22 protein-coding genes are annotated in these 23,636 nt (G+C 66.8%); 9 read left to right on the top strand and 13 right to left on the bottom strand.

The genetic code is table 11. The annotated features are described in order from the left end of the window. Positions 1–50: 50 nt before the first annotated feature. Together ACWETB_RS12650 and ACWETB_RS12645 are read right to left on the bottom strand one after the other, a co-directional pair. The gene (locus ACWETB_RS12650) at positions 51–980 is read right to left on the bottom strand and encodes a glycine betaine ABC transporter substrate-binding protein (protein WP_449744582.1); all 930 of its coding nucleotides are present in this window, start codon (positions 978–980) and stop codon (positions 51–53) included. 49 nt (positions 981–1,029) lie between these two features. Continuing rightward, positions 1,030–1,650 (bottom strand): MarC family protein, encoded by a 621-nt coding sequence (locus ACWETB_RS12645; RefSeq protein WP_449744583.1) that lies wholly within the window; start codon positions 1,648–1,650, stop codon positions 1,030–1,032. A 113-nt stretch (positions 1,651–1,763) separates the two neighbouring features. On the opposite strand from ACWETB_RS12645, the gene ACWETB_RS12640 reads away from it, so the two are divergent. Continuing rightward, a complete protein-coding gene (locus ACWETB_RS12640; RefSeq protein ID WP_449744601.1) occupies positions 1,764–2,849 on the top strand; it encodes a magnesium and cobalt transport protein CorA in 1,086 nt (361 codons plus the stop codon). A gap of 22 nt (positions 2,850–2,871) precedes the next feature. Here ACWETB_RS12640 and ACWETB_RS12635 read toward each other — a convergent pair whose 3' ends face one another. Next, on the bottom strand, positions 2,872–3,453 hold the full coding sequence (locus ACWETB_RS12635) for a suppressor of fused domain protein (RefSeq protein ID WP_449744584.1): 582 nt from the start codon (positions 3,451–3,453) through the stop codon (positions 2,872–2,874). Positions 3,454–3,502: 49 nt separating this feature from the next. After that, positions 3,503–3,790, bottom strand: coding sequence for an FmdB family zinc ribbon protein (locus tag ACWETB_RS12630; RefSeq protein WP_449744585.1), 288 nt, complete (start codon positions 3,788–3,790; stop codon positions 3,503–3,505). Positions 3,791–3,962: 172 nt separating this feature from the next. Between ACWETB_RS12630 and fmdA the strand changes: the two genes are divergently transcribed. Further along, positions 3,963–5,216 carry a formamidase gene (gene fmdA / locus ACWETB_RS12625; protein ID WP_449744586.1) on the top strand — a complete coding sequence of 418 codons (1,254 nt, stop codon included), beginning with the start codon at positions 3,963–3,965 and terminating at the stop codon, positions 5,214–5,216. A 37-nt stretch (positions 5,217–5,253) separates the two neighbouring features. On the opposite strand, the gene ACWETB_RS12620 is transcribed toward fmdA, so the two are convergent. Beyond that, positions 5,254–5,703: a MarR family winged helix-turn-helix transcriptional regulator gene (locus tag ACWETB_RS12620; RefSeq protein ID WP_449744587.1), complete on the bottom strand. Its 450-nt coding sequence runs from the start codon at positions 5,701–5,703 to the stop codon at positions 5,254–5,256. A 254-nt stretch (positions 5,704–5,957) separates the two neighbouring features. Here ACWETB_RS12620 and ACWETB_RS12615 point away from each other — a divergent pair, with 254 nt between their 5' ends. After that, positions 5,958–7,082, top strand: coding sequence for a substrate-binding domain-containing protein (locus ACWETB_RS12615; RefSeq protein WP_449744588.1), 1,125 nt, complete (start codon positions 5,958–5,960; stop codon positions 7,080–7,082). Between the two features lie 89 nt (positions 7,083–7,171). Here ACWETB_RS12615 and ACWETB_RS12610 read toward each other — a convergent pair whose 3' ends face one another. Beyond that, on the bottom strand, positions 7,172–8,917 hold the full coding sequence (locus ACWETB_RS12610; RefSeq protein ID WP_449744589.1) for a purine-cytosine permease family protein: 1,746 nt from the start codon (positions 8,915–8,917) through the stop codon (positions 7,172–7,174). A 371-nt stretch (positions 8,918–9,288) separates the two neighbouring features. Here ACWETB_RS12610 and ACWETB_RS12605 point away from each other — a divergent pair, with 371 nt between their 5' ends. After that, entirely contained in the window at positions 9,289–9,969 is a 681-nt protein-coding gene (locus tag ACWETB_RS12605; protein WP_449744590.1) for a metallophosphoesterase family protein, read from the top strand. Further along, positions 9,959–10,816, top strand: coding sequence for a chromosome partitioning protein ParB (locus tag ACWETB_RS12600; protein WP_452211418.1), 858 nt, complete (start codon positions 9,959–9,961; stop codon positions 10,814–10,816). Before ACWETB_RS12605 ends, ACWETB_RS12600 begins: the two co-directional genes overlap by 11 nt. 433 nt (positions 10,817–11,249) lie before the next feature. Here the strand turns inward: ACWETB_RS12600 and ACWETB_RS12595 are convergent, their stop codons facing one another. The 5 genes from ACWETB_RS12595 to ACWETB_RS12575 all read right to left on the bottom strand — a co-directional run bounded on the left by ACWETB_RS12595 (position 11,250) and on the right by ACWETB_RS12575 (position 16,811). Beyond that, positions 11,250–12,473, bottom strand: a complete 1,224-nt coding sequence (locus tag ACWETB_RS12595) for an ABC transporter ATP-binding protein (RefSeq protein WP_452211416.1) — start codon at positions 12,471–12,473, stop codon at positions 11,250–11,252. Positions 12,474–12,476: 3 nt separating this feature from the next. Further along, complete coding sequence (locus tag ACWETB_RS12590; RefSeq protein WP_449744593.1) at positions 12,477–13,307, bottom strand: carbohydrate ABC transporter permease; 831 nt, start codon at positions 13,305–13,307, stop codon at positions 12,477–12,479. Positions 13,308–13,312: 5 nt separating this feature from the next. After that, positions 13,313–14,572, bottom strand: coding sequence for a carbohydrate ABC transporter permease (locus tag ACWETB_RS12585; RefSeq protein ID WP_348808499.1), 1,260 nt, complete (start codon positions 14,570–14,572; stop codon positions 13,313–13,315). Continuing rightward, the gene (locus ACWETB_RS12580; RefSeq protein WP_449744602.1) at positions 14,569–15,939 is read right to left on the bottom strand and encodes an extracellular solute-binding protein; all 1,371 of its coding nucleotides are present in this window, start codon (positions 15,937–15,939) and stop codon (positions 14,569–14,571) included. Before ACWETB_RS12580 ends, ACWETB_RS12585 begins: the two co-directional genes overlap by 4 nt. A 383-nt stretch (positions 15,940–16,322) precedes the next feature. Next, positions 16,323–16,811: a general stress protein gene (locus tag ACWETB_RS12575; protein ID WP_452211413.1), complete on the bottom strand. Its 489-nt coding sequence runs from the start codon at positions 16,809–16,811 to the stop codon at positions 16,323–16,325. Between the two features lie 110 nt (positions 16,812–16,921). Here ACWETB_RS12575 and ACWETB_RS12570 point away from each other — a divergent pair, with 110 nt between their 5' ends. From ACWETB_RS12570 to ACWETB_RS12555, 4 genes are all read left to right on the top strand, one after another. Continuing rightward, positions 16,922–18,217, top strand: a complete 1,296-nt coding sequence (locus tag ACWETB_RS12570) for a magnesium transporter MgtE N-terminal domain-containing protein (protein WP_452211411.1) — start codon at positions 16,922–16,924, stop codon at positions 18,215–18,217. Next, positions 18,214–18,819, top strand: a complete 606-nt coding sequence (locus tag ACWETB_RS12565; protein WP_449744998.1) for a DUF1003 domain-containing protein — start codon at positions 18,214–18,216, stop codon at positions 18,817–18,819. The genes ACWETB_RS12570 and ACWETB_RS12565 overlap by 4 nt, the downstream gene beginning before the upstream one ends. A 332-nt stretch (positions 18,820–19,151) precedes the next feature. Beyond that, positions 19,152–20,216: a lytic transglycosylase domain-containing protein gene (locus ACWETB_RS12560; protein ID WP_449745002.1), complete on the top strand. Its 1,065-nt coding sequence runs from the start codon at positions 19,152–19,154 to the stop codon at positions 20,214–20,216. Between the two features lie 63 nt (positions 20,217–20,279). Further along, a complete protein-coding gene (locus ACWETB_RS12555; RefSeq protein WP_449744997.1) occupies positions 20,280–21,425 on the top strand; it encodes an Mrp/NBP35 family ATP-binding protein in 1,146 nt (381 codons plus the stop codon). A gap of 34 nt (positions 21,426–21,459) precedes the next feature. Here the strand turns inward: ACWETB_RS12555 and tatB are convergent, their stop codons facing one another. Both tatB and ACWETB_RS12545 read right to left on the bottom strand, forming a co-directional pair. After that, complete coding sequence (gene tatB / locus ACWETB_RS12550) at positions 21,460–21,939, bottom strand: Sec-independent protein translocase protein TatB (protein WP_449744996.1); 480 nt, start codon at positions 21,937–21,939, stop codon at positions 21,460–21,462. 25 nt (positions 21,940–21,964) lie between these two features. Beyond that, positions 21,965–23,635, bottom strand: coding sequence for a trypsin-like peptidase domain-containing protein (locus ACWETB_RS12545; RefSeq protein WP_449744995.1), 1,671 nt, complete (start codon positions 23,633–23,635; stop codon positions 21,965–21,967). Position 23,636: the final 1 nt, after the last annotated feature.

Here is a 23,636-nt window from a genome sequence, read left to right as displayed (position 1 = left end):
TGTCACCCGGGTCGTTCGGTGTCACCCGGGCTGTCCGGGTCCCTCGCACGTCACACGCCGTGCTCGTTGACCCAGTCACCGGCAACCACCGCCGGTGACGCACCGCCGCGGACGTCATCGGCCATCGTCGCGAGGTCGGCGGTGGTGATCTCGCCGGCCACCCGGTTGATCGCTTTGACCTGATCCTCGGTCAGCGAGGCGGTGCGGTAGATGGGTACCAGGACCTCGGCACGCGGTCCCGGCGCGGTGTCGGTCGCCGCCAGCGCCGTGACATCCCCCGCCGGTCCCGACGCGGTGTCGCCGGCCACCTGCAGCGGGGTGAGCAACGCGACTGCGGTGCCGGTGCCGGCGCGGGCGAGAGCCGCGGTCGCATCGGCGACCACCTCGACCGGACCCGGTCGGCAGCCGGCGTCGGTGAAAGCCGCCAGGGTCGCCGAGTCGGGTTCCGCGGTGACGACGACGGGAAGGTCCGCGGGCAGCCGAGCGCACTGCGACAGGTCGTCGGCACCGGCGCTCGCCGCCAGCGAGGTGGCCACGAACAACTGTGGGGTCGCCGCCACCGGAGTCGGGTCTCCGACCGAAACCCCTTGCGGCAGAGAACGACTCAGATCCTTATAAAGCGGATCGACGTCGTCGCCGGTGGCGGGTGCGCCGCTCGTGGGCGCGGGGGTGGGTGACTCCAGCGCCGGCGCGAGTTGCGACAGCAGCGCCGAGGTGAACGCCGGGAACAGATCGACGTCGGCCTGCTGCATCTGTGCCATCAGGGCCGCGTCATCACCGGTGTCGATGTTCGGCGACACCGCCGCACCGGCACCGCGCAGCACCGTCGCATACACCTGCGCCATCACCGTCATCTCCGGGGTGTCGGCCGACCCCATGACGAACGCGCGCGGCGCATCGGACTGGCCGCCGCATCCGCTCAGCACCCCGATTCCGACGACCGCGGCGACCACCGCGGCAAGGACCACTCGACATCGCACGATGATCACCGTAGCGCTCCACGAATCGCGATCAGGCCGCCCCACCAGCTCAGCCGCCGGCGGCGATGAACCCGGCGATCGAATCGGCGATCAGCTGCACCGCGATGGCCGCCAGCAGCAGGCCGGCGATCTTCGCGAGCAGGGTGATGCCGCCGACGCCGAGCACCCGGATGAGCACCGTGGAGTAGCGCAACACGATCGCAACGACGATGTGGACACTGATGATCGCCGCGGCGATCGCCAGGTAGCCGCCGACGTCCCCGGAGACCCCGCTCACCCCGACGATCACCGCCGCGATGGCACCGGGACCGGCCAGCAGTGGGGTCCCCAAGGGCACCAACGCGACATTGACGTCGTCGGAGGCGGTCGGGGTTCCCGCATTGCCCAGCCCGGTCAGCAGTTGCAACGCCACCAACAGCAGCAGCAGACCACCGGCACCCTGCAATGCCGGGATGCCGATGTGCAGATACGTGAGGATCGCCTTGCCGCCGATCGCGAAGATACTGATCACCAACAAACTCACCAGCGGCGCCTGCCACGCCGCCCGGCGCCGATACTCCGGTGAACGATGCCCCACCAGCGACAGGAACAGCGGGATCTGGCCGGGCGGGTCCATGATCACCAACAGCGTGATCAGCGTCGTCGTGTACACCGTCACGTCAAAGGACATCCGCCGATCCTACGGCCGATTCCCGTCGGGGTCCCAGGACGCCACCCGCGCCGGCACGCACCGAGAACCTCGGCCCTTCGCCGCGGGGGCGTAGCATCCCAGAGATGCCGTCGATGCCCTACCTGCGCCCCGGGAATCGCGGGATCGTGCCGGGCCGCCGGGATCGCCGTCCCCTCCCGCGGATTCCCGTGCCCGTCGCCCGCGCGGTGGTCGACTGTGCCGTCTACATCGACGGAATCCGGCAACCCGGACACATCACGTACTCCGAGGCTTTCACCCAGGTCCGCACCACCGGCGAGGGATTCGTCTGGCTCGGTCTGCACGCACCGGACGACGATCAGATGGCCGGCGTCGCCGACGTGTTCGGACTGCACGAACTCGTCGTCGAGGACGCGGTGCACGCCCATCAGCGACCGAAACTCGAGATCTACGACGATATGCAGTTCCTGGTGCTGCGCACCGTGAAGTACGTCGAACACGAGACCATCGAGAAGGCCAGCGAGGTCGTCGAGACCGGCGAGATCATGGTGTTCGTCGGACCCGACTTCGTCATCACCGTCCGCCACGGGGATCACACGCATCTGTCCGGGCTGCGCCGCCGCCTCGAGGACCGTCCCGAACGCCTGCAACTCGGACCGACCGCGGTGATGCACGCGATCAGCGACCTCGTCATCGACAGCTACCTCGCGGTGACCGAGAAGATGGACGTCGACATCGTCGCCATCGAAAGCGTCGTCTTCGGTGCGCAGAAGAACTGGCTCAACATCGACACCGTGTATCTGCTCAAGCGCGAGGTCCTCGAACTCCGCCGCGCGGTGACCCCACTGTCCGGGCCGATGTCACGGCTGACCGCCGGTAGCAATCCGTTGGTGCCCAAGGAAGTTCGTCGCCACCTGCGCGATGTCGCCGATCACCTCTCCACCGTCATCGAGCGGGTCATCGAATACGACGAACTGCTCAGCTCCCTGCTCGACGCGGCCGCGACGAAGGTGAGCATCCAGCAGAACGGCGACATGCGCAAGATCTCGGCATGGGTCGCGATCGGCGCCGTCCCGACCATGGTCGCGGGCCTCTACGGCATGAACTTCGAGTACATGCCCGGACTATCCGACCACGCCGGCTTCATGACCGTGGTGGTCGGCCTGATCATCGCCTGTACCGGACTATGGGCCGTCTTCCGGCGACATCACTGGTTGTGACACACCCGGACTCTCTCCCCGCTCACGATCCGAGCGTCGCCGCCGACCGCCGCGGATCGGTGATGTCGATCCCGGCCTCCGTCCACGCCTCGCGCAACGCATCGACACCCTTGAGACGCACCCACGCCGCTTCATTGGCGGTGATGGGAATCGCCCGCAGGAACGTCACCGGATCCATCGGCGCCGCCAGTTCGAGATCCCCGAGAACGTCGACCTCGGTCACCAAGGCGGTGAATGCCGCACCATCCCACAGCGATTCGCCGAGATCGAGCAGGGCATCCGGCGCCAGGATCAATCCCTCCACCGCGGGTGCGGCCGCCACCGTCGCCAGCCGGCGGTGCAGACCGGGCATCGGCGTCCCCGCACGCATCCGGACGATCAACTCTGCTCGCGGCCCGCGCAGCGGATCGGGGTGGAGGTCACCCGGATCCGACATCGGATGGCGTGCGCAACCCACCGTGGCGTAGACGACGCCGTCATCGAGGACAAACCGTTCCACGTCGATCGGTTCCACACCCAGAAAAGTGACCGATGCCCGCTGGGGCGTCACCCCCAACACGTCGACGAGATGACGGCGAACACTGTCAGTGACGGAGGGACTCACAACGCTCCACCGTAGTCGGTTGCGACGCACCCCGGCGCCGCGTCCCGCGTCAGGGACGGGGAAGCCGCCGATGCATCGGATTGGTGCTGATCGGGGTCGTGCCCCGACCGCGCCGTGGGACCGCAGACACGACGGCCGGCCGGTCGGCCGAGGCCCGAGTGGTGTCCTGCAGACGCATCGCGGCGGTGTTCCCCACACCGAGCGCGGGTGACCCGATGATCCGCGACGCCACGCCACCACAGTGCGCGCAGTCGACCGCATCGGGCACCGACGCCATCGTGTGAACCTGTTCGACATCGGCACAATGGCCGGCGCAGCGAAAGACGTAGGTCGGCATGGAGATGAAACTAGCGCAGAGTGACGGCATCCTGCTCGACAGATCCTGGGTTCGCCCGCAACGTCATCCGCAATTAACGCGGCGACTGCCGATCCGGGATATCGTAGCGATCGAATAGTTCCATACGGAATGATTCGTCAGCATCGACCGTGCACACCGCGAGGAGACCGTCATGCCCGAGTTGCTCTACCCGCTGGACTCGTCGAAGTCATTCACCGATCAACGGATCGTCGGTCACAATCGGTGGCATCCCGACATTCCGGCCGCGGTGACCGTCAAACCCGGCGACACCTTCCGGGCGCACTGCCGCGAATGGTTCGACGGCGCCATCCACAACGACGATTCCGCCGAGGATATCCTGCGCGCGCCGCTCAACAATGTGCACACCCTGTCCGGCCCGTTCGCGATCGAGGGCGCCGAGCCGGGCGACCTGCTCATCGTCGACATCCTCGACGTCGGCCCGATTCCCCAGGAGGATTCCGGCCCTCTTGCCGGTCAGGGATGGGGTTACACCGGGATCTTCGCCACCGCCAACGGTGGCGGATTCCTCACCGAGAAGTTTCCGGACGCCTACAAGGCCATCTGGGATTTCGCCGGCCAATCCGCGACCAGCAGGCATGTTCCGCACGTGAAGTACACCGGCATCGTGCATCCCGGGTTGATGGGTACCGCACCGAGTCCCGGGCTGCTGGCCACCTGGAACGCCCGTGAGGCGGCGCTGATCGCCACCGATCCCGACCGGGTGCCACCGCTGGCGCTACCGCCCGAGCCGGACGGCGCCATCCTCGGCTCGTTGTCCGGCGCCGAATTCGACCGTGTCGCAGCCGAAGCCGCGCGGACGGCTCCGCCACGGGAGAACGGCGGCAATCAGGACATCAAGAACCTCACCAAGGGCACCCGGGTCTTCTACCCGGTGTTCGTCGACGGCGCCCACCTGTCGTTCGGCGATCTGCACTTCTCCCAGGGTGACGGCGAGATCACCTTCTGCGGCGCCATCGAGATGGGCGGATTCATGGATCTGCACGTCGACCTCATCAAGGGCGGTATGGCGACCTATGGCGTCACCGAGAACGCCATCTTCATGCCCGGCAACACCGATCCGCAGTACTCGGAGTGGATCGCCTTCTCCGGGACGTCGGTGACCCTCGACGGCGAACAGCGTTATCTCGACTCGGACCTGTCCTATCAGCGCGCCTGTCTGCACGCCATCGACTACCTCACGACCTTCGGCTACAGTCCGGAGCAGGCGTACCTCTTACTCGGGTCGGCACCCATCGAGGGGCGGCTGTCCGGCGTCGTCGACATACCCAATTCTTGTGCGACGGTGTATATTCCGACCGCGATCTTCGATTTTCCGGTGGCCCCCTCCAAGGAGGGCCCGGTGACCATCGATCCGGGCATGGGAGCACCGCACGCCAGTTTCTGACTCCGCCAGGCTTCACCCCGTCGCCGATGCGGCGCCCTCAGTGCGCCACGTCGGCGACGGGCGCCAGTAGCCTCATCAGCTCGATGACCCGCGCCGGCGGTCCGGCCGGATCGGCCAGCAATTCGGCGATGGCGTCCGAACGGGCGATCCGCGTCCGCGAACGTGTGTAGAGCGCGGTACCGCGCCGAGTCGCGAACACGAGTACCCGACGACGATCGGTCTCGTCGACCCTCCGGTGCACCAGGTTGTCGTCGATCATCGCGTCGATCAGCCGGGTCAGACTCGGCCCGGGCAGCAATGTGATGGCACCGAGCGCCGACATGGGTTGCCCAGCACCACCTTCGAGCGCACCCAGAACATGCCATTGCGTGGACGTCAGCCCGTCCAACTCGCCCGCGACCGCTGAATCCATTTGGGCCGACGCGGCATTGAGAAGTCGTGAGAGCTCCTCGATGGCGGCGGCACGCGCTGTTACGGACTGATCCATGATGGCCCAATCATACGGGCAAGTGCAGCGCTGCGACGTCCGCGGCGAGGTTTCACCTCAGCACTGACGACGGCCACCTCTTCCCGACAGCACCCGCCCGCGCTCATTGACGGCGCTCTCGCATGCCGCGACATCGGCGCCCGACCATCGAACGCGGGCCGCCGGTCCGGCATCACCGCGTCGGACGTATCGCCACCCGGCTGAAAATGTCGTACCGTTGCAGGCAATTCGGCAGTGCTACCCCTGAGGCAACCGTGGTCAGCTCTTCTTCCTCACCCCACCTCGGCAACGATGCCCTCCCCCACACCGACGGCACCGCCCGTCACAGCGACGCATGGGTCGACATCGCGCTCGTCGTCCCGCTGAGCGGACCTGCCGGCATGTTCGGCCCGTCGTGTGAGGCGAGTGCGGAACTCGCGCTCTCCGACATCAACGCGAGCCACGGCATCCTCGATCGCCCCGTTCGGCTGCACACCGTCGACGCCGGCGCGCCACTTCCCCAGCTGTCGGCCACCATCGACCGATTGATCGATCAGGGGATTCACGGTGTGGTGGGATGGCATCTGTCCAACGCCCGCAACGTGATCACCCCGCATACCGCCGGACGCGTGCCGTATGTGTACACCACGTTCTATGAGGGCGGTGAACACAGCGAAGGCGTGTACATGGTTGGCGAAACCCCGGAGCAGCAACTGTTTCCGGCGATGCAGTGGCTGCGGGAGCATCGCGGGATCCGCCGATGGTGTGTGGTCGGCAACGACTACGTGTGGCCTCGCAGCACCGCCGCGGCCACCCGGTCTTTCACCCTCGCCCACGGCCTGGAGTTCGTCGGTGAGGCCTTCGTGCCGTTGCGCGGCCGGGACTTCGGGCCGATGGTCACCATGATCCGCGACGCCGACCCCGATGGCGTGCTGGTGTTGATGGTCGGCGCGGACGCGGCCGCGTTCAACCGCGCGTTCGCCGCCGCCGGTCTCGACGACGACCGGATCCGATTGTCGATGATGATCGGTGAGGACGTGCTGTGCGCCGGGGGCGCGGAGAGCACTCGCGGCCTCTATACCGCGTGTGGATACTTCGAGAGCCTGGTGACGGAATCGAATCTGAACTTCGGCGCGCACTACTCGCAGCGATACGGCCCCCAGGCCCCGACGTTGAACAACATCGGTGAGTCCTGTTATGAGGGAATGATGTTGTTGTCCTCATTGGCCCGCGCCGCGCACAGTCTGGATACCTCCGCGATTCGCCGTGCGGCGCCCGGTGTCGTCTACTCCGGGCCCCGCGGAGAGGTCGAGATGCGCGGCAGCCACACGCGCCAACCGGTCTACCTTGCCGGTGCCCGCGACCTCGAGTTCCAGGTGATCGCCGAACTCGGAGCCTGACCACAGATCTCCCGAAGACCACGGGCGGCGTCTGCGAAAGGATGTGCCATCCACCGACGCCGCCCGCACCCCCGACCCAGGGGCACGCCTCAGGTGGCCCTCGCCACCGGAGCGCTCTGCACCCGGAGTTCATCGGCGGTCACCGATGCCGTGTACTCCGGTTTCTTGCACATGTCGTGGCACTCCTTGGTGAGCGTGCAGGTCAACGAGGACACCGTACCGTGGTGAAATGGGCAGTCGTGCACCATGTCCGGCAGTTCGTAGCGCTTGCCGTCGACGACGTCGAGGAGCGTTTGTCCGGCCCAGGCCGGCTCCTTCTCGATCTCGTCGCGAATCGGGTTCGGTCGCGCGAGATAGTACTTTCCCTTCGTCGCGACGCAGATCAGTGGTGACAGCACAAACGCCAGTGCCAGTGCCAGATACGGTGACCAGGCGGCCATGAAGTCACCAAAGGCGTTGTAGAAGGCCATGATCGAGAAGACCGAGCCGACCAGCATGGACACGAACCCCACCGGATTGATGCTGTAGAGATACGCCCGTTTGAACTCGACGTAGGACGGACTGAGTTTCAGCAGCGGCTTGTTGATCACAAGATCGGCCACGATGGCACCAACCCAGGCGATGGCCACATTCGAGTAGAAGCCGAGAATGGTGTTGAGGATCGCGAACATGTTGCCCAGCATCAATGCCAGGGCGATGGCGATGTGCAGGCCCAGGTACACCACGCGACCGGGATGCACATGCAGGATGCGACTGAAGAAGTTCGACCACGACAACGATCCGGAGTACGCGTTGGTGACATTGATCTTGACCTGCGACAGCAGCACCATCAACGTCGCCAACGCCAGCGCCACGGCGTCGTTGTGGATGACCGACCCGAAACCGCCGAGGAACTGTTCAATAGGCTCGGTGGCCGCGGTGAAACCGACCTTGCCGACGACATAGAAGCACAGGAACACACCGCAGATCTGCTTGGCCGCACCGAGAATCACCCATCCCGGTCCAGCCGTGAGAACAGCCGCCCACCAACGCACCGGACTGGTCTCCGACTTCTCCGGCATGAAGCGCAGATAGTCCACCTGCTCGCCGATCTGGGCGATCAACGAGAGCGCCACGCCGGCACCGGCTCCCACCCCGATGGCGGTGACCCGGGAGGTGCCACCGTCCCCCGCCCATGTGAGGAAGCCGTTGAAACCCTCCGGGTCCGCGATGGCGATGAACATGATGGGAGCAACGAACAGCACCAACCACAACGGTTGAGTCCACACCTGAAACCTCGCGAGCGCCGTCATGCCGTAGAGCACCAGCGGAATGATGATCAGCGAGCCGATGATGTACCCCAACGGCAGGGGAATGTGAAAGGCCCGCTTCATCGCCTGCGCCATGATCGATCCCTCGAGAGCGAAGAAGATGAAGCAGAAGCTGGCGTAGATCAGGCTGGTCAGCGTCGAGCCGAAGTAACCGAATCCGGCTCCCCGGGTCAAGAGATCCATATCGATGTTGTACTTCGCCGCGTAGTAGGCGATCGGGATTCCGGTCAGGAAAATCGTCACTGCCGCAACAAGAATTGCGACAATCGCACTCGCCGATCCGTGGGCGACCGCAATCGACGCACCGATGGAATAGTCGGCGAGGTAGGCGATGCCGCCGAGTGCGGCGACCGCACACGCCATCGGCGACCACTTGCGAAACGATTTGGGCGCATAGCGCAGCGAGTAGTCCTCGATGGTGTCCTGGGAGGCCCAGTTGACGAACCGGCCGTAGAGGCCGGTCCCGGGCGGGGGCGGTGTCGGATGAACCTGAACCTCGCCGACCGGTTGCTCAGATGATGTCATGACGATGCTTTCTGCAGAGATCAGAACGGTCAGGGCGCCGGCGACCTGAACTGACGGACTGTGAGGCAGACAGTGAGCTCACTGCCGGAAAGCTAACATGATTATTTCCATATGGCACTAGCCCAAATGGAACGTTACGGGTGCGACACCACCCGTTTACACGCCCTGGATCGCACCAAATCGCTTGCACGAGAAAGCGTGTCAACCAACATGGTAAAGGGACGGTAAAAACTGCCTCTCGCCTGTTTCGACCGGTTGTGTTCCGGCTCACACCGTGTATGCGATGCCCGTCGCCGCCACGCCCCGAAAGCGGGGGCCGTCGGCACGCGCCTTCAGCCCAATATCGGTGCGCGGTTGGCTACGGTGGCCATGTGGTACGAATTCTGGCGGTGGCGGACGAGGTCGTGGAATCCCTGACCTTCGGCGTCGGCATCGACGTGCGCCCAGACCTCATCCTCGGTGCCGGCGACCTGCCGTTCGACTACCTCGAACTCCTCTCCGACCTGTGCGATGCGCCCTGCGTCTACGTTCCCGGCAACCACGACCGCGATCTGCGTGGATACCGCCGCAGCCGATCGGGATGGACCCGCGCCGGCCTGCCCAGCGCCGATCCGGGACCGGTGGGCGCCATCAACGCCGACGGACGCGTGGTGACGGTGGCCGGGGTCCGGATCTGCGGCCTCGGCGGCAGCGTGCGCTACAACGGCGGCCCCAACCAGTACACCGAGACGCAGCAGCGGCTGCGATGCCTGTCGTTGCGGGCCCGCCGGCCCCGCCTCCGCCCCGACATCCTGCTCACCCATTCACCGGCCCGAGGCGCCGGTGACGCCGACGACCGCCCCCACCGTGGCTTCGCGTGCTACCACCCACTCGTCGAGCATCTACGCCCGAAGATCTTGGTGCACGGACACATCCACCCGCACGGTACGCAACCGCGAGACCTCATCGTCGGTGCCGACACCATCTCGATGAACGTCGTCGGATACTGCCGGTTCGATTTCGATCCGGCGACCGGCGATCGCACGATCGCGAGGAGGAGATATGGCGCGTGACACCGGGTTTCCCGACGCCGACGCCGAGAACGACTTCGCACGGATGCGACGCTCGGCCGAACTCGCCCGGCTCACACAGTGGTTCACCCGCCAACCGGCCGATGTCAACACCATCCTGCCCTTCGACGAGGTGGTCGCCGCACTCGGCCGCACGGGCGAGACATATCTGGGCCTGCAGGTGGTGGAGGTCTCCTCCATCGTGGGCACCGTGGATCGCACCAAGGACTTCGACCGGTACTTCCGTCCCACTTCGGCTCGGATCCGCGAACGCTGGCAGCGTCTGGCGGCGGCCCAGCGACGGGGCGAATCGATGCCGCCGGTGCGGCTGTACCGGATCGGTTCACTGCATTTCGTGATCGACGGCCACCATCGGGTGTCCATCGCCATCGCCCGGCACCTGCACACGATCGACGCCTACGTCACCGAGATCCACACCCGGATCTCACCCGAGGGCATCAATGTACCCACCGATCTCATCCTCAAGGATCATCGCCGACTCTTCATGGCCCGCGTCCCACTGAGCGGCGCACAGGCCGAGGCCATCCGCCTCGCCGACCCCTTCGACTACGCCGAACTTGCAGAATCGGTGGAGGCGTGGGGATTTCGCCTCAGCCAGGAGATCGGCGAGTTCATCAGCCGACCCGACGTGGCCCGTCGGTGGTTCGGCGAGGAGTTCCTGCCGGTCGTGCGTATGGCCCGTCGCGCCGACGTCCGACCCGACCTGGACAGCGACGCCGAACTGTACCTGTGGCTGGCGTGTGAACGATATCGACTGGTACGCAAGCACATCTGGGACGACGAGATCATCGACGAACTCCGCGACCAGCCGCATCGACGACGACGGTGAGGCGGTGGAGTTCCGGCACCGACGACGACCAGTTGTCCTCACCCCGTCGGCCGAGTGATCGCAAGGCACGGACGCGCGTCCGCCCGCACCCGGTCGCGACACCGCTGACGCCGCGCACGGATTCAACTGACGGCGCTGTCAGTCAAATCCCGAGCGCTGTCAACGAGACCCCGAGCGCTGTCAGCGAGGTCCCGAGCGCTGTCAGCGAAATCGCGAGCGCTGTCAACGAGACCCCGAGCGCGGTCAGCGAAATCGCGAGCGCTGTCAGTGAAATCCCGAGCGCTGTCAGCGAGACCCCGAGCGCTGTCGACGCCGAACTCCTCCGCGACTCGGCCTTGGTCGTCCCGTGGTCGTCCCGTGGTCGCCGTGAGCACCGTGAGAACCGACGCTCACACACAGCCCGCACACCACCGTGGCGATGTCGGGGACGTTCTCACCGCTTGGTGAGCAGCCCCCCACCGCTTCCGCCGGCACCGGCGCTTGTCACGTGTCGCAGGCTCGCACCCGACTGCTGGTCGAAGACCGACACCCGCGCCGGATCGAAGTACAGTTCGGCGCTCGTTCCGCGTCGCACCTGCGACTCCGGCGACAACCGCGCGATCAACTGCCCGCCGCCGAGAACCGCACCCGAATCCGCCGACAACTCCTCGAGCGCGTCGTTGGATGCGGCGGTCCCGCCCAGAGAGAAGTACGCGTAGTTGTCCGACCCCATCGACTCGAGCACGTCGATGTCGGCGGTGAAAGTCACACCACGCGAACGGGTATCGGCATCCAGGAGGTGTGCGTCCTCGAGGTGTTCGGGCCGGATTCCGACGAGCACATCGCCGTTGCCCTTGGCCTGCGACGCCGCCGCGGTGACGGCACTCTGATCGTGCAGCGCAATGGTTCCCAACGGGGTCGAGATGCCGTCGGCACCGAGCCGGCCGGGAATGAAGTTCATCGACGGCGACCCGATGAATCCGGCCACGAACACATTGACCGGATTGTTGTACAGCTCCTGCGGAGAACCGATCTGCTGCACATAACCCGAACGCATCACCACCACCCGGTCGCCGAGCGTCATCGCCTCGGTCTGATCGTGGGTCACGTACACGGTGGTGGTACCCAGTCGCTGCTGCAGCCGCGAGATCTCCGCACGCATCTGCACACGCAGCTTGGCATCGAGATTGGACAGCGGCTCATCCATCAGGAATGCCTTGGGCGAGCGCACGATCGCCCGGCCCATCGCCACACGTTGCCGCTGACCACCGGATAGGTTCGCCGGCTTGCGATCCAGGTATGGCCCGAGGTCGAGGATCTTCGCGGCCTCATCGACCTTCGCCGCCACCTCCGCCTTGGGCAGCTTGGCCAGGGTCAGCGGGAACGCGATGTTCTCGCGCACCGACATGTGCGGATAGAGCGCGTAACTCTGGAACACCATCGCGATGTCACGATCCTTCGGGGCCCGCTCGTTCATGCGCTCACCACCGATCCGCAGCTCACCGTCGGTGATGTCCTCCAGCCCGGCGATCATGTTGAGCGTCGTCGACTTTCCGCAGCCCGACGGCCCGACCAGGATGATGAACTCCCCATCGGCGATGTCGATGTTCACCGAGTGGACCGCGACGGAACCGTCGGGATACTGCTTTGTGACGTTGTCCAGGACGATTTCTGCCATGGCTTATCCCTTCACGGCACCGGAGGTCAACCCGGCCACGATTCGACGTTGGAAGAAGAGCACGAAGATGATGATCGGAATGGTGATCACGACGGCCGCCGCTGCGATCGAACCCGTCGGTTCCTCGAATTGCGAACTGCCGGTGAAGTTCGCGATCGCCACCGGGGCGGTGATGGCCCTCTCGGTCGAGGTGAGCGACAGGGCGAGCAGCAGATCGTTCCAGGCGAAGATGAAGACCAGGATGGCCGCGGTGACGACGCCGGGCGCGGCCAACGGGGCGATCACCTTGCGGAAGGCCTGCCACGGGGTGGCACCGTCCATCTTGGCGGCCTTCTCCAACTCCCACGGGATCTCCCGGAAAAAAGCCGAGAGGGTGTAGATCGCCAGCGGCAACGCGAAGGTGATGTACGGCAGGATCAGACCGGGCCAGGTGTCGAACAATCCCAGTCGGCGCTCGATGTTGAACAGCGGGGTGACCAGCGAGATCTGCGGGAACATCGCGATCAGCAGCGCCGCACCGATCAGCAGCCGCTTACCCGGAAAGTCCAGGCGCGCCACCGCATACGCGGCCATCGTGCCGAGCACGACCGCGATCACGGTGGTGATCAGCCCGATACCGATCGAGTTGATCAGCGCACTGGTGAATGCGCTCGTCGAGAAGATCGACGAGTAATTGTCCCAGGTGAATTCGCGCGGGATGAAGTTGCCGTCGGTGACGCTCGACGCCGGTTTGAACGACAGGCTGACGATCCACAGCAACGGGATGATCGCATAGAGGATCACCAGGATGTTGGCGATCGCCCACCAGAACTTCGGCTTTGCACCGGTACCCATGCGACCTACCTCCCCTCGGTATCGGAACCCGGTGCCGCGGCACCGAATACCTTGATGAAGATGAACGCGATGATCGCCACGCAGATGAAGATGAGAATCGAGATGGCCGATCCGACACCCAGATTGAACGCCTTGAACAGGTTGTCGTAACCGAGCATCGACACCGAGTAGGTGCTGTTCGATCCCCGGGTGAGGACGTAGATGTTGTCGAAGATGCGGAAGGCGTCCAGGGTGCGGAACAGCAACGCCACCAGGATCGCCGGCTTCATCAGCGGAAGGATGATGCGCCACAGGCGAGTCCACGCGCCGGCACCGTCGACCTGGGCGGCCTTGAGCAGATCGTCGGGTACCAACGCCAGCCCGGCGAGCAACAGCAGGGCCATGAACGGGGTGGTCTTCCACACCTCGGCGAGGACGATGATCGCCAACGACGGCCATTGTTCGGTCAGCGGCGCGGTGCCGTCGGGCAGCAGGTTCGCCAGATAGCCGGTGCCCGGGGTCCACGCGTAGTACCAGGAGAACGCCGCGGCCACGGTCACGATGCCGTACGGGATCAGGACCACCGTGCGAATGGTGCCGCGGCCGAACAGGGTTCGGTGCATCACCAGGGCGATCGCCATGCCCAGGATGAACTCGATGATCACCGACACCACCGTGATGCCCAGGGTCACCCCGAAGGCCGTCCACCAGTAGCCGTCGGTGAGCACCGTGGCGTAGTTGCCGAACCAGACGAACTCCCGCTCCCCCGGCGCCGACAGGCTCGCCTTGTTGAGCGAGAGCCACACCGCATAGATGATCGGGTATCCGGTCACCAGCGCCATCATGATGATCGACGGCAGCACCAGCCAGAACGCCAGTCGCCGTTCGGCTTTCTTGCCCTCACTGAGTCTCCTGGCGCCGGGAGCCGCCGCGGGCGCCGGGCCGGTGGGCCGCGTCGCCACCGCGGTCGCGGCGGCCGCCGCCGGAAGCGCACCGGCGCCCGCCGCCGAGCGCCCGGGTCGGTCGGCCGGACCGGCCTGTGTCGCACCGGAATCCGATGTCGCACCGCGATCCGATGCCGCACCCGCATCCGAGGTCGCACCCGAGCCCGACCCGGCAGGCGCCTTCCATACCTCCGAATGCACCGCCTTGCCGAAGGTGTGCGGCGCGGTCACGTCCAGTCCGGGTTGTTCGGGACCCGACGTCGGTGAGTTCTCGGGCACGGAATCCTCGGGCATGGCGTGACGCCCGCGGCGTCCGGAATCGTTGTCGTCGCCGGTGGTCATGGGATGAGCCCCTCCCCGTTGATCGCCTTGGTGACCGCATCGGCGAGCTGATCGACCAGGACCTCGGGGTCCCAGGCCCCCACCGGAGAGAGTTTCGCCTGCACCAGGGTCGAGATCGCCTGGTAATCGGGCGACTTCGGCCGGAGCGCGGCGTTCTCGGCCTCCAGCTGCTTCTTGATCAGATCACCCATCGGGTAGGTCTTGCGGAATTCGTCGTCGTCGTAGAGCGCGCGGTTGACCGGCGGTGTCCCGGCGTTGATCGAGTAGAACTTCTGCGCCTGCTCACTGGTGAGGCACATCGCCGCCTGGAACGCCAGATCGCGTTGTTGCGAGGTGGAGGCCACCGCGATGTTCAGACCACCGAGGGTGCTGCGGGCCCGAAGGCCCTCTCCGGCACCGGGATACGCGGCGAAGTCGAACTTCTGCCGGATCTCGTCGTTGATCGGCACCAACTGCTGGAGTTGTTCGGTGGTCGGCGGGTCGGCCAGGTTGGTCAGGAAGTCATTGTGGCGCGTCATGTCCGGCAGGAAGGGCACCGAGCCGGCCGCGGAGTTCTCGCGGATGCCGCTGAACACGAACGGCCAGTTGACCTCATAGATCGCGTCACCACTTTCCATCCCCAGTCGGGCGGCCGCCTCGTCGGAGTTGGTCAGTGACGGATCGTGTCCGGGTGCGGTGGCGACGGCCTTCATGATGCGCAACGCCCGCACGGTCGCCGCGCGGTGTTCCGGGGTGTCATTGAGCGTGACCTTGTTCGGGTCATCGGGATCGACGACCGAGCCGCCCGCACTGGCCAGGACGGAGTTGAACCACACCATCAGGCCCTCGTACTGACGTCCCTGCACCATGATCTGGCTCGGTCCGCGTTCGGCGAGACTCTTCTGGGCGTCGGCGATCATGCCCTCCCACGTCGTCGCGGGGGCGTTCTGGCCGAGGGACCGCAACGTGTCCTTGCGGTACCAGAGCAGCTGGGTGTTGGTCCAGATCGGGACCGCGTACAGCTGTTCGCGATCATCGTCGGGCGTGCGCCACAACGCGGTCTCCAACGGGCCGCCGAGCGTCGACGCGGTGACCTCACCGAGGTACTCCGACGGAACCGGGACCAGCCAACCCGCATCGGCGAACTCGGCCGTCCACACCACGTCCATGCCCATCAGGTCGAGGGTGTGGTCGTTGCCCGCCAGGCGTCGCGCGAGTTGCAGACGCTGGTCGTCGGCACCCTTGGGCAGGGGCGTTGTGACGATGCGGTACCGACCACCGGACTCCTGCGAGCACCGATCGGCCTGGATCTTGATCGAATCCGCACCATCGGCAGGCGGATACAGGTTGAGCACGCCCTCTTCGTATCCGGACCCGCACGCGGTCATGATCGGCAGCACAGTCGCGAGGGCGGCGCCCGCGATCACCGCCTTTCCACGGATCCCCAAGGACGACTTGCGGTTACGCTCACCGTCCGCGGAATTGCGTCGCACGCCGCCAATCCTTCGCCGCACGCAGCCTCCTCGATGTCGTGGGCACGACGGTGAGCACCACCGTCATCTGGACGCTACGCTATCCCGCCACGCCTGTGACGATCAACACAATGGGTGCGTTCGTCCCAGATCATCAAGAATCGTGATCTGACCGTGTCACCGCATGCGCCGACGTGCATCGACGATCCGAGAAGGCGTGTGCGCCCGGGCGTGTCGGATGCACTCCACCCCCGCGGCGCCCCGCCCACCGAACGCCGGCGTCCGAGAGACCCACAACGTCAGGGGTTGAGTTTGGCGAGCATGTCGCGCGCCTTCTCCGCACTCTTCGGATCACACAGCACGTCGTAGCGGCCGGCGACGAGTTGCATGGTCGACGCGAAATCCCGTTGTCCGCGCGTGGCCGCATAGGGAATGGTCGCCGAGATCAGGCCGAAGATGATGCCGCCGCCGATGCCGACCAGGATGGGCACCAGCGGATTCCCGGTGACCACCAGCGACACCAGCAGACCGAAGAACAGACCCAGCCAGGCCCCCGACACGATGCCGCCGCCGATCACCTTGCCCCAGGTGAGTCGCCCGATCACCCGCTCGACCTGCATCAGGTCGACGCCGACGATGGTGACGTCCTCGACGGTGAAGTGCTCGTCGGACAGATAGTCCACGGCCCGTTGCGCCTCGGCGTAGGTGGAGTACGAGCCGATCGGCCAGCCCTTGGGCGGGGTGGGCAGTCCCGGCGTCTGGCGCGACGGCTGCATGGGATTGGTCATCTCCGGACTCCTCGGTCATCAGGTGCGTTCACGTCCGACACTGTCGCTGTGGTCGCACCCACGAGTGGCGTGGCCACGCCGCGGGGTGCGATGCAATTACCCTTACTCCCATGTCGGCGGTGAGCAAGGTGTTCGTGGCCAGGTTAGTCGGATTGGCCGTCCTGGGTCCGGACGGTGAGTCCATCGGGCGTGTGCGCGATACCGTCATCTCCGTCCGGTTACCCGGCCAGCAGCCCCGCGCTCTGGGTCTGGCCGTCGAATTGACCACGCGGCGAAGAATTTTCGTCCCCATGCTGCGCGTCACCGCGATCGAACCGGATGCGGTGACCCTCAACACCGGCACGGTGAGCCTGCGACGCCTGCACCTGCGGCCCGGCGAGGCACTCGCCATCGGACAGATCCTGGACACCCGCGTGCGTGTGGACGATCCCGACCTGCCCGAACTCGGTGGTCAGGAGGTCGTCGTCGTCGACCTCGGGATCGAACGCACCCGCACCCGCGACTGGGTGGTCTCCCGCGTCGCAGTCCGCGCCGGTCGCCGCGGACTGCGACGCATGCAGACCCACGTGGTGGAGTGGTCGAGCGTGCAGGGCCTGACCCAGAGCACCCTGGACCTGCCCGGCCAGGGCGTCGCGCAGGCGCTGCTGCAGTTCGAGGGCATGCGCGCCGCCGACGTCGCCAACGCCCTGCGCGAACTGCCCGCGAAGCGGCGTGACGAGATCGCCACCGCACTCGACGACGAGCGCCTCGCCGATGTGCTGCAGGAACTCCCACCCGACGACCAGACCGATCTGCTCTCGCACCTGGAGATCGAGCGGGCCGCCGACGTTCTCGAGGCGATGGACCCCGACGACGCCGCCGACCTGCTCGGCGAGATGTCCGACGCCGAGGCGGAGGCGTTCCTGACCCGGATGGACCCAGAGGAATCCGAGCCGGTCCGGCGTCTGCTGACGCACTCCCCGGACACCGCCGGCGGCCTGATGACCTCCGAACCGATCATCGTGACCGCGGCGACGACCGTCGCCGAGGCCCTGGCCCGGGTCCGTGACCCCGACATCAACCCGGCGGCGGCCAGCATCGTCTTCGTGGTCCGCCCGCCCACCTCCACCCCCACCGGCAAATATCTCGGCTGTGTGCACGTGCAGGCGCTGCTGCGGGAGCCGCCGGCCAACATCGTCGGCGGCATCCTCGACACCGATCTGGCCCACCTGCAACCCGAGGATTCGTTGGAGACCGTCACCCGCTACTTCGCGACCTACAACCTGGTCTGCGGGCCCGTCGTCGACGATCAGGGCCACCTGCTCGGTGCCGTCAGCGTCGACGACCTGCTCGACGAACTGCTGCCCCGCGACTGGCGTGAGACCGAGCCGGCCGACGACGAGTTCAGCGATGAGGTGTCCTCATGAGTGAACCGCGGGGACGGCGCCTCGACACGCCCCGCGAGAATCGCCGACCACGCTTCAACCTCGATTCCGACATCGTCGGCGTCTACAGCGAGCGCATCGCACGCTTCCTCGGCACCGGCAGATACCTGGCCATCCAGACCGTCATCGTCATCGTGTGGGTCCTCATCAACCTGTTCGCGGTGTCGTTGCGATGGGATCCGTACCCGTTCATCCTGCTGAATCTGGCGTTCTCCACCCAGGCCGCCTACGCGGCGCCGCTGATCCTGCTCGCGCAGAACCGCCAGGAGAACCGCGACAAGATCGCCCTCGACGAGGACCGCACACGGGCCGCACAGACCAAGGCCGACACCGAGTTCCTCGCGCGTGAGCTCGCCGCCGTCCGGCTGGCCGTCGGCGACACCGTCACCCGTGACTACCTGCGCAAAGAGCTCGACGACCTGCTCGATGACCTCGTCGATCGGCTCGCCGCCCGCGACCTCGACACGCCCGCCGACGGTCCGCGTCGGCATACCGATCCCGATACCGAGGCCCGGTCGGCAACACATCCGAGCCGGCGGACACCGACGAAACCGACGAATCCCGCGCGCGAGCATCGGCGCTGAGCGGTGACCGACCGGCGGTAACGCGGCATCGACCGTCGCCGATGTTCGTCTCGAGGCCCGATTCCGGGGTTCGCCGACTGGGACACCCGACCCAAATGTATGGTGGACCACAGTGCAGGGCGGGTTGATGATTCGTCGCCGATTTCTCGATCGGTGGTCGGCCGCCGCGCGAGTTGGTGCTCCTCGGGGGGCGATAGTGCGTGAAGTGACAACGGAGTGAACGACGTGACAGGGCTGCCGACGAGATCGGGGATTGCGCCGAAACCGCAACGGGCAACGCCACCGGGTGTGCCGACCCACGCTGCGACCTCCTCCCGGGGTGGACGGCGATGATGACACCACGGCCCCTACGGCTACGCCGAGGACCGCGAGGCCGTACCGTCGTCACCCGCCGCACCGCCTCGGTCGGCGTCGGCGCCGCGCTGGTCGGTGCGATGATCCTCGGAGCCGCCACCTCCAGCGCACACGACGGTGCGATCCCGGTGGCAGCCGCGCCCGAGGCGCCCGTCGAGGTCGCCGCGGTGGCCGCGGGTCAGCCGGTGGCCCTGCTGGGTTTCGCTCCCCCCGCCGCGCAGACCGCCGCCCCGTCGGTGGCCCCGCAGTTCCGTATCGCCGCCGACCTCCCGTCCGGTCCGCTCGGAATCCCCGGCGTCGTCCTGCAGGCCTACAAACTCGCCGCCAACCGCGTGGCATCCGAGAGCGGCGCCTGCAAACTGCCGTGGTTCCTCCTCGCCGGCATCGGACGCATCGAGTCCAATCATGCGAGCAACGGTTCGGTCGACCAGTACGGCACGACGATCAACCCGATCGCCGGACCGGTCCTCGACGGTTCGCTCGCCGGCAATCAGGTCATCCGCGACACCGACGGCGGCCGGGTCGACGGCGACGCGAGCCATGACCGTGCGATGGGCCCCATGCAGTTCATCCCGAGCACCTGGGCCGCCTGGGGCAGTGACGCCAACGGCGACGGCAAGGCCGATCCGAACAACGTCTTCGACGCCACCTACTCCGCGGGCCGCTACCTGTGTTCCGGCGTCACCGACATCATGGCCGACGGCCACAAGGTGGCCGCGGTGATGCGCTACAACCACTCGGTCGAGTACGCCGAGAACGTCCTGGCCTGGGCTGCGGCATACGCGACCGGCGTCATGCCGACCAACCCCATTCCCGAGATGCGTCGGCCCGCCTCCTCGTCCTCGTCGTCGAGTTCGAGTTCGGCGTCACGGCCGTCACCGGGATCACCGAGCGGGCCGTCGTCCCCGTCGGCACCGAATACCACCACGCCGACCCAGCAGTGCCTCGGCATGCTGTGCCTGCCGCCCGGGATCACCATCCCGGGACAGCCCGCCCCGCGAACCACGCAGGCCCCGACGCCGCGCACCACCCCGGCACGGTGACACAGGGGCTCCGCCCGCAGGGCTCCGGGCCCGTCGTCGCCACCACTGGTTAAGCTGGCTGGGATGACTACTGGAGTGTCCCCCACCGAATCCGCGATCCGTGCGGCCCTGTCGAAGGTCCGCGATCCGGAGATCGGCAAACCGCTCACCGACCTGGGCATGGTCAAGTCGGTGACGGTCAACGACGATGCCAGCGTCGACATCACGGTGTACCTCACCACCTCCGGCTGCCCGATGCGTACCGAGATCAGCGGACGCGTCGAGACCGCCGTCGCCGACGTGCCGGGAGTCGGCGCGGTCCGCGTCGATCTCGATGTGATGGACGACGAACAACGGTCCGAACTCCGCAAGAAGCTCCGCGGCGACTCCGCCGAACCGGTGATCCCGTTCGCCCAGCCCGGCTCGCTGACCCGGGTCTACGCGGTCGCCTCCGGCAAGGGCGGGGTGGGTAAGTCGTCGGTGACGGTGAACCTGGCGTGTGCACTCGCCGAGCGGGGATTGTCGGTCGGCGTGCTCGACGCGGACATCTACGGCCATTCGGTGCCCCGGATGCTCGGCAGCGACGCCAAACCGACCCAGGTCGAGAAGATGATCATGCCGCCGATCAGCCACGACGTGAAGTTCATCTCGATCGGCCAGTTCACCAACGACAACACCCCGGTCACCTGGCGTGGACCGATGCTGCACCGGGCGCTGCAGCAGTTCCTCGCCGACGTCTACTGGGGCGACCTCGACGTGCTCCTGCTCGATCTGCCGCCGGGCACCGGCGACGTCGCGATCTCGATCGCGCAACTCATCCCGGGCGCGGAGATCCTGGTGGTCACCACCCCGCAGCAGGCGGCCGCCGAGGTCGCCGAACGGGCCGGTGCGATCGCACTGCAGACCCGCCAGAAGATCCTCGGCGTCGTCGAGAACATGTCCTGGATGGAGTTGCCCGACGGCACCCGGATCGAGCCCTTCGGCTCCGGCGGCGGGCAAACGGTCGCCGACCGGCTCACCCGCATGGTGGGCGCAGAAGTGCAACTACTCGGACAGATCCCGCTCGAGACCGCCCTGCGTGAAGGCGGCGACACCGGCGCCCCGGTGGTGCTCTCGGCTCCCGAGTCGACGTCGGGTTCGGCCCTGCGGGCCATCGCCGACAAGCTGGCGGTCCGTCGTCGGGGCCTGGCCGGGATGAGTCTCGGGATCGACACCACCCGTCACGCCTGATCGCCCTCGCCCGAAGATCCTCTCGGCCGACGAATCAGGTTGCGTCCCAATCGGTGACGCTGCGATTGCCTCGTGCCGTCGTATGACCCGAATCCGATACCGGGGTGCCCTTGTCCAATGAGGGCGCAGTCGGCGTGACGGGTTCCGGCCCCGCCGGCATCGCCTTGGACACCGGCTTGATGGTGGGCGGTTCGGTCGCCGAACGCAGGGTCGACCCGACGCTGTCGAATGTGGAGAACACCGACTCGTCGCCGTTCAAGAGGTGTTTGGTGACCAGTGATCGGGGTGTCATCCCGCGCAGTTCGTTCAGATCGGCGAGGGGCTTGCGCAGGTCGTCGAAGTCGGTGCCGAGTTCGTTCTTGAGGCTGTCGGTGGCGCCGGTCGCGTAGTCGCGCGCCTTGCGGACCGACTGCATCGTCCAGCTGATGGCGCCGGGCAGCCGTTCCGGGCCGAGGATCACCAGCGCAGCCGCGATGAGGATGAAGATCTCTCCCCAACCCACGCTGTCGAACATGACGCTTCTCCGATCCCGCGAGCTGTCAGTCGCTGCCGGGCGTGATGGTGCCGTCGAACGTGCGCCCGTCTCGCCAGTAGGTGAACTTCACCGGTTCACCGATCTTCGCCGTTCGCACCGCGACCGTCAATTCATCGGCGCTCTCGATGGACCGACCGTTGAACGACACGATGACGTCGTTCTCGCGGACCCCGGCGCGGTCGGCGGGACCGCCGGCGACGACGTTGCGGACCTCCGCGCCCAGGACGCGATCGTTGCGTACCGAACTCGCATTGACCCCGATCTGCGGGTGGTTCACCTTGCCGTCGCGGATCAGTGCCTGCGCGATCGGGACGGCGTCGTCGATGGGGATCGCGAAACCGAGTCCCACCGAACCGCCACTGCCGGAACGGATCGCGGTGTTGATCCCGACCACCTGGGAGCGCATGTTCACCAACGGGCCACCCGAGTTGCCCGGGTTGATCGCGGCGTCGGTCTGGATGGCGTCGATCACCGCGTCGGTGTCGGATTCGGCATCCGGACGCAACGGCACCGCGCGGTGCAATGCGCTCACGATGCCGGTGGTGACCGTGCGATCCAGTCCCAGCGGCGAACCGAAGGCGACGACGCCCTCACCGATCTGCAGGTCATCGGAGTTCCCGAGCTGCGCGACGGTCAGGTTCGCGACGTTGTCCACCTTGAGGACCGCGAGATCGGTGCGGGGATCCCGGCCGGCGATGCGGGCGGGGACCCGATTGCGGTCGAAGAACACCACCTCGAGCTTCGCGTTGCGATCCGACGCGGCCAGTGACACCACGTGATTGTTCGTGAGGATGTAACCCTCCCGGTCGATCACGAAGCCCGAACCGGTCGCCGAGCCGTCGCTGAGTCGCACGTCGATGGCGACCACCGACTTCTCCACCGACTGCGCGACCGCGGCGACATCCGATCGCGGGGCCTGGCCGCCGTCGTCGCCGGTGGACAATTCGACGGTGTCGCTGTTCAGCGGTGCGGCGACCTCGGCGGTGAAGCGGCCCATCAGGCCACCGACGACGCCGATGAGCAGGGCGATCACCGCAAGCGTGGCGAGTGCATGCCACGCCACGCGGCGCCCGAACAGAACGTCGCGGAGGCCCAGTGTGGGGCCGGCCACGGTCGGCACCGGCGAGGTGGCTGCGGCAACCGCAGGTCCGTCGAGGACGACGGGACTGTCGGGATTGCGCCACGGGTCCGGCGGCGACTCCGGCTCGGCGGGCTCCCCGAAGGAGGCGAGTGGGTCACGTTGGAGCGTCTCGGCGCTGCCGTCCGGTCGGCCGAAGGCCTCGGCCAGCACCGGATCGGGTGCGGCGACCTGCGGCTGTGGGCGCTGTTCGCGCTCCCGGCCGGCCGCGAACGATCCCGCGACCCCGTTCGGGCGGCCGAAGATCGCGGCAGTGGCCGGTGACACCGGGGCGTGGCGCGGCGGCTGCGTCGCAGCGGCGGGGCGAGGCCCACTCGCATCGGCGGAGTTCGGCTCCGACCACGGACTGGGCCCGGATGCCGCCGGCCCGGATGCCGCTGCCGCGGAGCGCTCGGAGGCCTCTCTCGCGGAGTCGGCCCGATGTCCGGGACTGCTCGGCGACGCAGGCGCCTCGTCGACGGAGAAACTGTCGGAATGGTCACCGGCAGGGGCGCCCGTCCGGGTGTCCTCACCCGGACCGTGTTGATCAGAGGCCACG

It is taken from the genome of Gordonia sp. NPDC003950, from assembly GCF_053605205.1.
Note: the sequence above shows the minus strand (reverse complement) of the source record. Positions and strands in the feature narration are given on the sequence as shown.

What these genes read in the sequence shown, in the direction of transcription:
- ACWETB_RS12645 (WP_449744583.1), bottom strand. Translation starts at nt 1,650, where the DNA reads ATGTCCTTTGACGTGACGGTGTACACGACGACGCTGATCACGCTGTTG.
- ACWETB_RS12640 (WP_449744601.1), top strand. Translation starts at nt 1,764, where the DNA reads ATGCCCTACCTGCGCCCCGGGAATCGCGGGATCGTGCCGGGCCGCCGG.
- ACWETB_RS12630 (WP_449744585.1), bottom strand. Translation starts at nt 3,790, where the DNA reads ATGCCGACCTACGTCTTTCGCTGCGCCGGCCATTGTGCCGATGTCGAA.
- fmdA (WP_449744586.1), top strand. Translation starts at nt 3,963, where the DNA reads ATGCCCGAGTTGCTCTACCCGCTGGACTCGTCGAAGTCATTCACCGAT.
- ACWETB_RS12620 (WP_449744587.1), bottom strand. Translation starts at nt 5,703, where the DNA reads ATGGATCAGTCCGTAACAGCGCGTGCCGCCGCCATCGAGGAGCTCTCA.
- ACWETB_RS12610 (WP_449744589.1), bottom strand. Translation starts at nt 8,917, where the DNA reads ATGACATCATCTGAGCAACCGGTCGGCGAGGTTCAGGTTCATCCGACA.
- ACWETB_RS12600 (WP_452211418.1), top strand. Translation starts at nt 9,959, where the DNA reads ATGGCGCGTGACACCGGGTTTCCCGACGCCGACGCCGAGAACGACTTC.
- ACWETB_RS12595 (WP_452211416.1), bottom strand. Translation starts at nt 12,473, where the DNA reads ATGGCAGAAATCGTCCTGGACAACGTCACAAAGCAGTATCCCGACGGT.
- ACWETB_RS12590 (WP_449744593.1), bottom strand. Translation starts at nt 13,307, where the DNA reads ATGGGTACCGGTGCAAAGCCGAAGTTCTGGTGGGCGATCGCCAACATC.
- ACWETB_RS12585 (WP_348808499.1), bottom strand. Translation starts at nt 14,572, where the DNA reads ATGACCACCGGCGACGACAACGATTCCGGACGCCGCGGGCGTCACGCC.
- ACWETB_RS12580 (WP_449744602.1), bottom strand. Translation starts at nt 15,939, where the DNA reads ATGACCGCGTGCGGGTCCGGATACGAAGAGGGCGTGCTCAACCTGTAT.
- ACWETB_RS12575 (WP_452211413.1), bottom strand. Translation starts at nt 16,811, where the DNA reads ATGACCAATCCCATGCAGCCGTCGCGCCAGACGCCGGGACTGCCCACC.
- ACWETB_RS12570 (WP_452211411.1), top strand. Translation starts at nt 16,922, where the DNA reads ATGTCGGCGGTGAGCAAGGTGTTCGTGGCCAGGTTAGTCGGATTGGCC.
- ACWETB_RS12565 (WP_449744998.1), top strand. Translation starts at nt 18,214, where the DNA reads ATGAGTGAACCGCGGGGACGGCGCCTCGACACGCCCCGCGAGAATCGC.
- ACWETB_RS12560 (WP_449745002.1), top strand. Translation starts at nt 19,152, where the DNA reads ATGACACCACGGCCCCTACGGCTACGCCGAGGACCGCGAGGCCGTACC.
- ACWETB_RS12555 (WP_449744997.1), top strand. Translation starts at nt 20,280, where the DNA reads ATGACTACTGGAGTGTCCCCCACCGAATCCGCGATCCGTGCGGCCCTG.
- tatB (WP_449744996.1), bottom strand. Translation starts at nt 21,939, where the DNA reads ATGTTCGACAGCGTGGGTTGGGGAGAGATCTTCATCCTCATCGCGGCT.